Source organism: Actinoplanes sp. ATCC 53533 (assembly GCF_003947245.1).
This window is the reverse complement of sequence record NZ_QHHV01000335.1, coordinates 1-10,212: the sequence shown is the minus strand read 5'-3', so window position 1 is coordinate 10,212 and position 10,212 is coordinate 1. Positions and strand designations below refer to the sequence as shown.

The window sequence follows — 10,212 nt, the reverse complement described above, 5'->3', positions numbered from 1 at the left end:
GCGAGGAAGCGGTGCCACGCGACACCCATCGTCACGTTCAGGGCGATCGTGATCAGCCAGCCCATCGAGATGAAGATCTTCACCAGGGCGACCCAGGTGGGGCCGTCCGCCGCGGCCGGCAGGATCGCGCCGACGGCGTGGCTGACCGGGGTGGCCCAGGCGTCGTATTCGAAGGTGTCGTTGGCGACCTTGAAGCCACGGATCAGGAACCCACAGATCAGGACCCCGATGATGATCGCCTCGACGAAGTAGGCCTGCCACATCGTCGAACCGGTGAAGCGGGAGAGCTTCTTCCGCTTGTCCCGCTGCCGGATCGCGACCAGCACCAGGATGCCGGCCAGGCCGAGGACGCCGATGATCTCGGTGACCAGGCCGTACACCGTCCAGTGGCCGATGATCGGCAGGCCGCCCTCGGGGTCGACCACCTCGAAGTAGGCCTCGACCACCAGCAGGAACAAGATCATGAACGAGACCATGACGAACCAGTGCGCGGCGCCGATCACGCTCCACTTGAGCATCCGGGTGTGACCCAGGGTCTCGACCAGCATGGTGCGGGTCCGGGCGCCCTTGCCGGCGAAGCGCTCCGGGTCCGGCTTACCCTGCCGGATCACCGCGGTGATCCGCATGACCGCGCGTACGGCGAGCGCGACGGCGACGAGGGTGACGGCACCCGCCAGGACGGTGGCGACGATCTGCACTGTGCCCATGTGGTTGTGCCTCCTCGGTCGGCTGGCTCGCCGGCCTATGTTACCCACGAGTAATCAGATTGCGAGCGGCAGTCCGGACGGGTCTTTCAGTTCATCTGACAGTTCGCAGTCGAAAGCGCACCCCGCGGCTCGAGCGCCGGGTGCGCTGTCGGACAAATCAGACGAAGATCACGCTACCGCGTGGCCGAGGGCCGCGCGGCGGGCTCGGAGGCTATCGCCAGCGGGACAGGATGCCCAGCGAGGCGACCATGCAGCCGAAACCGACGAGGAGGTTCCAATACCGCCACGCCTCGACCGGGTATTGCTGCTCCGAGAGGTAATACACCACCAGCCAGGAGATGCCGAAGACGATCAGTGCGACCGCCGTGATGGGCAGCCACACCGGACTCGGCTTCTTCGACGTCGCCGTCGCGGACGGACGAATGTCCGTCGGCGGGGTGTAGACCTTCTTCTTGCGAACCTGTGACTTCGGCACGGCGCTCTCCTGAGGGCAACAAGTGGTGAACAACCCACCCCTGAGCGGCTCCGGGGACCCCGAAAGCTGCCCGTGGCGAATACTGTTCGATAGCTAGCGTAGTCAAGGCGGCGCGCGCACAGGCACCCGCCGGTGGGTTTTTCGGCCGAGCCAGGGAGGACAACCGACGTGGAGTACACCACGGGGGCGCCCTCGTGGCGACTTGTCCTGCGACGAGCCCTGGGTGGACTACGTCCCCGTCGCAAGAATCAACGGCAGCGCGGGTGGTCGGTCGCGGTCCCGCTGATCGGGCTCGCAGCCGGCCTCTTGTTCACCACTTCGGCGACGACAGCCGACGGTACGGCCCTGCGTGACGACCGCCGGCCGCAGCTCACTCAGCTCATCGCGGACAAGCGGACCCGGCTCGAACATCGCGAGGAACGGGCCGCCGGCCTGCGCAAGGCTGTCGACGAGGACGCGGCGAAACTGGCGAACGTCGACGAGCCGGTCAAGCAGGCGCGCGAGCGCGCGGACGCGCTACGCGGGGGCGCGGGCTTCACAGCCCTGCACGGTCCCGGCATCACGGTCAACCTCAACGACTCACCGCAGCGGACCACCGGCGCCGGCACGGACGCGCCCGAGAACGACGACCTGGTCGTACACCAGGGCGACGTCCAGGCGGTGGTGAACGCGTTATGGGCGGGCGGCGCCGAGGCAATGGCGATCATGGATGTCCGCGTGATCTCCACGAGCGCGGTACGCTGTGTCGGCAACACGCTGCTGCTCCACGGCCAAGTCTTCTCCCCGCCATTCAAGATCACGGCGATCGGCGAACCCACTGCGATGCATCGCGCGTTGGAGTCCGCAGAGGGAGTCCAACAATTCCGTGCGGCGGTGGCCGATTTCGGCCTCGGCTATCAGGAAACCGTCGAGAGGAACGTGACTGTGCGGGCGTACGACGGGTCGAGTGACCTCCGATCCGCCGAGGCCACGGACTGATGGAAACGTCGGACGCCCAGGAGGGCGCGGCGAACTCCGGTCGGCACCGCGCACCCGACAGCGACGCCCAGACGGCCTTCATCCCCCGGATCACGGACGCGTCCCCTGACGGGGTGCCGGGCGGGCCGCTGGACCCACCTGCCAGCCTCGGCGGGACGGCACCTTGGCCGGCGGCCCAGGCACGTCCGATCTCGCCGGCTGTCGCTGTTCCGCAGGCTGCTGTGGCCTCTCCTGCTTTCGCCTCTCCGGCTCCGGACGTGACGTCACCGAACCTGGGTCGGTCGCCGCATTCGCCGGGCGCTCTTGGCCAGACCCCGCCGTCTCCTGCGCCGCCCGCGGCTCCGGCTCCGGCGTCTCCCGCGCCTTCATTGAGGGCTCCGGCGTCTCCCGGGCCGCTCCTTGCCCAGGCTCCTTCGTCGCCTGCCCCGCCGATGCGGGTGGCGTCGTCTCCTGCTCCGTCAGTTGGGGCGGCGGGGGGCGGTGGGGCGGTTTCGGCTGCCGATACCGCCATTATTCGGACTGACACCCCCTCGGGTGCCGTTGATCCGGTGGTCGCCCGCGCCGCTGCGGCCGCTCGGGCTGCCGCCAAGACCGACGACCCTCCAGCGACGCGGTCGAACGCGCCAGCGGCAGCCAGCGCGCCTCCGCCTCCGCCTCCGCCCCCACCGCCCGTCGCGCCCGCGCCGGTGGCTGTCACGCCCGTGTCCGCGTCCGTCGTGCCCAGGCCTGTTCCCGCCGCGCTGCCGAATGACTTCGACTTCTTCGCGGCGGCGGCCGAGGAGGCTCGGGCCGCCCGGCAGGCCGCCTCCGCGCAATCGGTCGACACGGGCGCCGCGGCGGCGCCGGTAAGCAGGTCCGGCCGGTCGGTAGACCCGGTTCAGGCCGCGCAGAGCGCTCCGAACGGCTTCGCCCGTCCTTCCGGGGAGGGTCCTGCGGTTGGCGAGGCCAGAAGTCCCTTCGGGCGCCTGAGTGAGACACCCACGCCGGGCCGCTACGACCAGGCTGGGGCTCCCGCCTCCTCGACCGGCTACACACGCCCGGTCAGCGCCGCACCGACGCCGCTCGCACCGCCTGTCAGCGCCGCACCAGCATCGCTCGCACCGCCTGACAGCGCCGCACCGGCGCTACTCCCACCGATGAGTGGCGGCGGACCGGCGCTACTCCCACCGATGAGTGGCGGCGGACCGGCGCTACTCCCACCGATGAGTGGCGGCGGACCGGCGCTACTCCCACCGATGAGTGGCGGCGGACCGGCGCTACTCCCACCGATGAGTGGCGGCGGACCGGCGCTACTCCCACCGATGAGTGGCGGCGGACCGGCATCGCTCGGGCCGATGGGCGGCGGCGGACCGGGCAGAAGCGATTCCGCACGCCCTGACAGCTACGGTCTGACGGCTGGCGACCACGCACGGTCAGGCGGTGGCGCTCCCGCTGGGGGCGACCACGCACGACCAGCCAGCAGCGAGGTCCGTTTCGGGTGGTCCTCGGCTGACGCTCCCGGAGCCGACGGCTTCCGGCCAGCCAGCGAATCGCCGGCCGCGAGTGCTGCGCAGCGGCCCGACGACCGCTACCCGGCCGCCGACGGCCTCCGTGGTCAGCGCACCCCCGACACCCGCCCGGCGATCGGCCAGGACAACGACGTCTATCCGGCGCCCATCACCAGCTACCGCGGGCAGCCCGCCGACGGGCGAGGATCGCCACAAGACGCCCCGGCCCGGCCACCCGCGGGGTCGTTCGGTCCCGCCGACAGGCAGCTACAGATGCCGCAGCGCAGGGCGGCGCCGGACACGTCGGCCGGCCACCGCCAGGACGCCGGCCACGCTGAGGCCGCCAACGGCCTCGGCCGCCGATCCGCCGGCGCTGCGTCGGCGAGTGGCTCCTACGCCAGCGCCGAAGGCAGCCGATCGACCCACAATGCCGATCAACAAGCAGCCGGATCCCCCGGCGCCTATGCAGGCGGCCGATCGGCCCGCGGTGCGGATCAGCAAGCGCCCGGATCCCTCGGCGCCTACGCAGGCGCCGAAGGCAGCCGATCGACCCGCAATGCCGATCAGCAAGCGCCCGGATCCGCAGCGGGAGATCGGCAGGCGGCGGGTGCGCCCTCCGGCGGGTCCCAGTCGGTAGCGGACGCCTTCAGGTCGCGTGGCGATCGGCGATCGGCCGCGGACACCTCGGCCGGCGGTCAGTGGAAGCCGATCAGCGCTGGCGGCCGGGACGACGGTTCCGGCTATCGGCCCGGTGACGCCGAGGGGCGGCACGGTCACGGATCGTCGGCGCGCCAGGCCGAGGATCCGTCCGCTACCGCGATCATTCGTACCGCTGACGCGCCGACCGGATTGCTTCCCTCCATCCGGCCCAAGGTCGGTTCCTCGTCAGCCTCGGACGTGAGCAACTCTGTGCGTACCCCTCTGCCCAGCGGATCCGGCAATGTCGGCGCTGCTTCCGTCGCGGCCGCGGCGGCCGCTGTGGCCGCGGATCCTGATGCCGGCGGCGGTGACGGCGCGGCGGACGAGGCGAAGCCGCGGCGAGGTGAGAAGGTCGTCAAGTTGCGGCCCGAGCAGACCGACGAGGGTTACAAGAGCGTGTACTCCGAGTTGACCCGCCCGACGCTGGGTTCCCGCATCCGGTCCGGGATCCGGGTCTCCGGCGAGCTGATGATCACCTTTGGGCTGATCGTGCTGCTCTTCGCCGGGTACGAGGTGTTCGGCAACTCGGCCAAGGTCGACAACGAGCAGGACACGCTCGCCACCGAGCTCGACGATCAGTGGAACGACCCCACCGTCGCCCCGAGCACGCCCACCAAGGCCGCGCCCGCCGCGCCCGGCAAGAACCTGGTCGGCCGGCTCTACATCCCGAAGCTCGGCATGGAATGGGTCGTCGTCAACGGCGTGCGGCCGCAGGACATCCGGTACGCGCCCGGCCACTATCCGGACACCGCGGATCCCGGCGAGGTCGGCAACTTCTCGGTCGCCGGTCACCGGATCCGCAAGATCTTCTGGCGGCTGGACGAGCTCAAGCCGGGCGATGTGATCGGCGTCGAGACCCGCACCAACTGGTATGTCTACAAGGTCAGCAACAGCCAGGTCGTGAAGCCCAGCGCCGTCGAGGTGGTGGCGCCGGTGCCCGGTAAGCCGAAGGCCAAGCCGACCGAGGCGATGCTCACGCTGACCACGTGCAACCCGAAGTTCAACAACTACGAGCGGCTCATCGTGCACGCCGAGCTCGTCAGCACGGTCAAGCGGGACGCTGCCCTGCCGCAGGCCGGCCGGCCCGCCGACATCGGCAAGACGAAGGCGTAGGGAGGGCCCGCGATGTATGCCTGGATCTGGCGCAAGCTGCCCTTCGGCCTGTGGGGCAAGCTGACCGGTTCACTCGCGCTGGTCACGATGGTCGGTGCGCTGCTCTGGTACGTCGTCTTCCCGTGGGCCACGCCGTTGCTGCCCTTCGACGACGTGCAGGTGGGCACGGGCACCGAGCAGGGCGGCCCGGCCCAGCAGGACCCGAACGCGGTGCCCGGCGACGACTCGCTGCTGGGACCCGACGAGATTCCGTACAACGAGCATTCGAACGAGCCCGCACCGACGGCCAGCTAGGTGATCCCGTGCGCATCCTTGTGATCGACAACTACGACTCGTTCGTCTTCAACCTGGTGCAGTATCTGGGCCAGCTGGGTGCCGAGTGCGAGGTCCGGCGCAACGACGAGATCACGGTGGCCGAGGTCGCCGGCTTCGGCGCGGCCGGGGTGCTGCTCTCGCCCGGACCGGGCACTCCGGAACGCGCGGGCATCATGATGGACGTCATCAAGGCGTACGCGGGCAAGCTGCCGATGTTCGGCGTCTGCCTCGGCCACCAGGCGATCGGCGCGGCGTTCGGTGGCACCGTCACCCGCGCCCCCGAGCTGCTGCACGGCAAGACCTCCACGGTGCAGCACAAGGGCACCGGCGTCCTGGCCGGTCTGCCCGACCCGTTCACCGCGACCCGCTACCACTCGCTGGCCGTCCTGCCGGAGACCCTGCCGGAGGAGATCGAGGTCACCGGCTGGACGGAGTCCGGCGTAGTCATGGCGATGCGGCACCGCACCCTGCCGATCGAGGGCGTGCAGTTCCACCCGGAGTCGGTGCTGACCGAGGGCGGCCACACGATGCTGGCGAACTGGCTGGCGGCGTGCGGCCTGCCGGAGGCGCTGGACCGCGCCCCGGAACTAGCCGCCGAGGTGGAGACCCGCCGACGCTCGGCCTTCGCCACGGCCTAACCGCCCAAGCCGAGAGCCACAGCCCGATCGGCCCAAGCCGAGAGCCACAGCCCAACCGGCCCAAGCCGAGAACCGCTGCCCGACCGGCCCAAGGCGAGAACCGCAGCCCAACCGGCCCAAACCAAGAAGAAAGCCCGGACGCGACACGCGTCCGGGCTTTCTCGTGCCTGTGGATCAGTTGAGCAGACCCTCGACGCCCGTACCGCCGCCGTCGCCGCCCGGCGGGTCGGTGTCGTTCGGATCCGGCGAGCCGGAGCCGTTGGGGTCCGGCTCCTGCTCGGCGATGACGATCAGGGTGATCTGGGTGTCCTTGGACTTCTTCTGCTTGGCGCCCGGAGTCTGCTCGACCACCGTCCCCGGCTCACCCTGCGCGTCTGAGAAATCAACGTCGATGTTGGTGAATCCCTTTGCCTCCAGCAGCGCCCGCGCGACGGCTTCGGTCTTACCGACCACCGACGGCACCTCGATCAGATTGCCCCTGGAGATCTTGACGGTGATGTTCGTGCCGGGCTTGACCTGCTCGCCCGCCTTCTCGACCGAGACCACGCGGCCGGCTTCCACATCGCTGTCGACCGATTCGAACTCCGGATCGAGCTGGGCCCTGACCAGTGCGTTCTCGGCGGCCTCGCGGGTGCTGCCCTTGAGGTCGCTGGGCACCGTCGTCGACGACGGGCTGCTGCACATCTGGAGGGTCACGGACGTCGTGACCTCGACCGTCTGCGCCGGATCCGGGGTCTGCTTCTCGACCTTGTTGTCGCAGTCATCCGTCTGGATGGGATCGCCGATGATGACGGTCTGGAAGCCCGCCGCCTTGAGCCGGGACGTGGCTTCCTTCTCCGACAGCCCTGTCACCTTCGGCACCGGGGCCGTCGCCACCGGATCCGGCTGCTGCTGCTCTTTTCCGTTGTTCTGGGAGAGCGCCAGACCGATGCCCAGTGCCACGACGGCGAGCACGCCGAGGGCTGCCAGCACCGCCATCACCCAGGATGACGTCTTGCGTTCCGGCTGCTGTGGGCCGCGCGGGCCGCCGACCCCGGCCGGGATCGCCCGGGTCATCGCCGTCTGGTCGCGCATCGGCGGGCCGGCCATCGCCATCGTCTCGGCCTCGGACATCACCGGAGTGGCCAGCACCGGGCGCCCGGCGACCGCGCGCAGCGCGTCGGCGCGCATCTCCTGCGCGCTCTGGTAGCGGTTCAGCGGATTCTTGGCCAGCGCCTTGAGCACGATCGCGTCGACGTCCGGCGGGACCTCGCGGTTGATGTCGCTCGGCGCCTTCGGGTCCTCGCGGACGTGCTGGTACGCGACGCTGACCGGGCTGTCACCGACGAACGGCGGGTGTCCGACCAGGAGCTCGAAGAGCACACAGCCGGCGGCGTACACGTCGGAGCGGGCGTCGACGGACTCGCCGCGGGCCTGCTCGGGCGACAGGTACTGCGCCGTACCGATGACCGCGCTGGTCTGGGTCATCGTGGTGGCACCGCTGGCCAGGGCCCGGGCGATGCCGAAGTCCATGACCTTGACCTGGCCGTTCTGCGTGATCATCACGTTGCCGGGCTTGATGTCGCGGTGGATGATCCCGTGCCGGTGGCTGAACTCCAGCGCGGCGTCGATGTCGGCGATGATCTCCAGTGCCTTGCGGGTCTGCAGGCGCTGCTCGGCGGCGAGGACCTCCTTGAGGGTCCGGCCGTTGACGAACTCCATGACGATGAACGGGTGCTTCTCGCCGGCCGACGACACTTCCTCGCCGGTGTCGTAGACGGCGACGATCGCCGGGTGGTTCAGGGCGGCGGAATTCTGCGCCTCCCGGCGGAACCGCTCCTGGAAGGTCGCGTCGCGGGCCAGGTCGGTGCGCAGCATCTTGATCGCGACGTCCCGGCCGAGGCGGAGGTCGCGGCCCTTGTGCACCTCAGCCATGCCGCCGTAGCCGAGCAACTCGCCGACCTGGTACCTGCCACCGAGCAGGCGGGCCTGCGCCGTCATAGCGTCTGTCGTCCTTCGGTCGCGTGGTTCAGGCTGTGCGGAGCAGCAACCTGCTTCGTAAGACGGTACGACGCCACCGGCGCCCGTGGCTCAGCCGCGCCCGCCCGCACAGCCGTGGCAGGCGGACCGCCGTCACCCAGCGCTACGTTTCCCTGCTGGAGCAGGAACGAGATGACACCGGCACAGAGCAGCACCAGCAGGGCCAGCACCACCGCCAGGACGATGAGCACCTGCCGGCCGCCGGAGCCCTCGGGCTGCTTGCCGCCCTGCATCGGCTGCTGCAACGGTGGTGCCGACGGATGCCGGTAGGGCGGCTGCCCGGACGGTACGGAGGCCGCGCCGCGCGCCTGCGAACCGCTCACCGGCCGGGGAATCGGCGGATACGGCGGGCGGCCCTGCCCGGCGACCGGCTGCCCGGGCGGGCCGGAGGCGGGGGCGCCGGAGTACGGCCTGTTCGCCGCCGGGCCGCCGGACTGTGGCCTGTTCATCGCCGGGCCACCCGACTGCGGGTGGCCGACCTGCGCCGAGCCGTTCACGGCAGGCTGGTGCACCTGGGTGGTAAGCGACGAGGCGGCCTGGCGGGCCACCGCGGCCATCGCCGACGCGGTGGGCCAGCGTGCGCCCGGGTCCTTCGCCAGGGCCCGGTCGACGATGGCACGCACCGCCGGCGGGATGTCGGCCGGCAGCGGTCGCGGGGTGTCCCGGACGTGCTTCATGGCGATCTCGATGGGGGTGGCGCCGTCGAACGGCCGGTGCCCGGAGAGGCACTGGTAGGCGACCACGCCGAGGGCGTACACGTCGGAGGCGGCCGTGGCGACGGCGCCCGAGGCCTGCTCCGGAGAGATGTAGGAGGCCGTGCCGAGCACCGAGCCGGCCACGGTGAGCTGCCCGACGAGGGCCGAACGGGCGATGCCGAAGTCGGTGAGCACCAGCGTGCCGTTCGGGCGCACCAGTAGGTTGCCGGGTTTGACGTCGCGGTGCACGATGCCGTTCGCGTGCGCGGCCTGCAGCGCGTCGGCGGCCTGCGCGACCAGGGCCATGGTGCGCGCCGGGGTCAGCCGGCCGACCCGGCTCAGGGTGCGCGACAGGGCATCGCCCTCGACGTATTCCATCACCAGGAACGCGAGCTGCTGGTCGCTGCCGTAGTCGTAGACGTCGACCACACCGGGGTGGTTGATCGTGGCCATGGTCCGGGCCTCGCCGCGGAACCGCTCGGCGAAGCCGGGCTCGTCCAGCAGGGCCGGAAGCAGAATCTTCACGGCGACCGTCCGGCCCAGCACCTCGTCGGTGCCGCGCCACACGTCGCCCATGCCGCCGCCGGCGATCCGCTCGTCCAAGCGGTACCGGCCGCCAAGGGTGACTCCAGGGCTGATCATGTCAGTCCCCTCCCTGGCCCGCGGCGGCCTTCATGATGAGCCCGGAGATCCGGGCAGCCTCAGCACTCGCGCCTCCGTCGGGCACGTTCTCCAGCATGACGCAGACTGCCGAAACCGCCTCACCCTTGTCGTTGTAAGCGAAGCCGACGAACCATCCGTGGTTGTCGGCGCCCTCGGCGTTCTGGGCCGTGCCGGTCTTGCCGCCGACCTCGAAGCCGCTGATCTTGGCCTTCTTGCCGGTGCCGTTCTCGACGACGCTGATCATCATCTCGCGCAGATCGCCGGCGACCTGGCTGTTCACCGGCGTCCGCAGTGTCTGCGGGTTGGCGTTGTAGATCGGCCGCCGGTCGGGGCTGAGCAGCTGCTGGACCAGGTACGGCCGCATCTGCTTGCCGCCGTTGGCCACCGTGGCGGCGATCAGCGCACCCTGCATGGTCGTCATCC

8 protein-coding genes and 1 pseudogene are annotated in these 10,212 nt (G+C 70.6%); 4 read left to right on the top strand and 5 right to left on the bottom strand.

What is annotated here, in order from left to right:
* Together DMB66_RS56350 and DMB66_RS56345 are read right to left on the bottom strand one after the other, a co-directional pair.
* Positions 1 to 707, bottom strand: a pseudogene (locus DMB66_RS56350) (Fe-S oxidoreductase); the annotation flags it as partial.
* 211 nt (positions 708 to 918) lie between these two features.
* Positions 919 to 1,182: a cell division protein CrgA gene (locus tag DMB66_RS56345; protein ID WP_125812226.1), complete on the bottom strand. Its 264-nt coding sequence runs from the start codon at positions 1,180 to 1,182 to the stop codon at positions 919 to 921.
* 168 nt (positions 1,183 to 1,350) lie between these two features.
* Here DMB66_RS56345 and DMB66_RS56340 point away from each other — a divergent pair, with 168 nt between their 5' ends.
* The 4 genes from DMB66_RS56340 to DMB66_RS56325 all read left to right on the top strand — a co-directional run bounded on the left by DMB66_RS56340 (position 1,351) and on the right by DMB66_RS56325 (position 6,412).
* A complete protein-coding gene (locus DMB66_RS56340; protein WP_125812225.1) occupies positions 1,351 to 2,160 on the top strand; it encodes a DUF881 domain-containing protein in 810 nt (269 codons plus the stop codon).
* Positions 2,161 to 4,544: 2,384 nt separating this feature from the next.
* A complete protein-coding gene (locus DMB66_RS65000) occupies positions 4,545 to 5,459 on the top strand; it encodes a class E sortase (RefSeq protein ID WP_370321336.1) in 915 nt (304 codons plus the stop codon).
* Positions 5,460 to 5,471: 12 nt separating this feature from the next.
* On the top strand, positions 5,472 to 5,753 hold the full coding sequence (locus DMB66_RS56330; protein ID WP_125812224.1) for a hypothetical protein: 282 nt from the start codon (positions 5,472 to 5,474) through the stop codon (positions 5,751 to 5,753).
* An 8-nt stretch (positions 5,754 to 5,761) separates the two neighbouring features.
* The gene (locus DMB66_RS56325; RefSeq protein ID WP_125812223.1) at positions 5,762 to 6,412 is read left to right on the top strand and encodes an aminodeoxychorismate/anthranilate synthase component II; all 651 of its coding nucleotides are present in this window, start codon (positions 5,762 to 5,764) and stop codon (positions 6,410 to 6,412) included.
* 174 nt (positions 6,413 to 6,586) lie between these two features.
* Here DMB66_RS56325 and pknB read toward each other — a convergent pair whose 3' ends face one another.
* The 3 genes from pknB to DMB66_RS56310 form a co-directional block, all read right to left on the bottom strand.
* Positions 6,587 to 8,392 carry a Stk1 family PASTA domain-containing Ser/Thr kinase gene (gene pknB, locus DMB66_RS56320; protein ID WP_125812222.1) on the bottom strand — a complete coding sequence of 602 codons (1,806 nt, stop codon included), beginning with the start codon at positions 8,390 to 8,392 and terminating at the stop codon, positions 6,587 to 6,589.
* Positions 8,389 to 9,768 (bottom strand): serine/threonine-protein kinase, encoded by a 1,380-nt coding sequence (locus DMB66_RS56315; protein ID WP_125812221.1) that lies wholly within the window; start codon positions 9,766 to 9,768, stop codon positions 8,389 to 8,391. The genes pknB and DMB66_RS56315 overlap by 4 nt, the downstream gene beginning before the upstream one ends.
* 1 nt (position 9,769) lies before the next feature.
* On the bottom strand, positions 9,770 to 10,212 hold a 443-nt coding region (locus DMB66_RS56310; RefSeq protein ID WP_255441591.1), incomplete at its 5' end, for a penicillin-binding transpeptidase domain-containing protein.

Bases quoted from the DNA above. Each gene is read 5' to 3' on its own strand.
- DMB66_RS56315 (WP_125812221.1), bottom strand. From the start codon at position 9,768: ATGATCAGCCCTGGAGTCACCCTTGGCGGCCGGTACCGCTTGGACGAG.
- DMB66_RS56330 (WP_125812224.1), top strand. From the start codon at position 5,472: ATGTATGCCTGGATCTGGCGCAAGCTGCCCTTCGGCCTGTGGGGCAAG.
- pknB (WP_125812222.1), bottom strand. From the start codon at position 8,392: ATGACGGCGCAGGCCCGCCTGCTCGGTGGCAGGTACCAGGTCGGCGAG.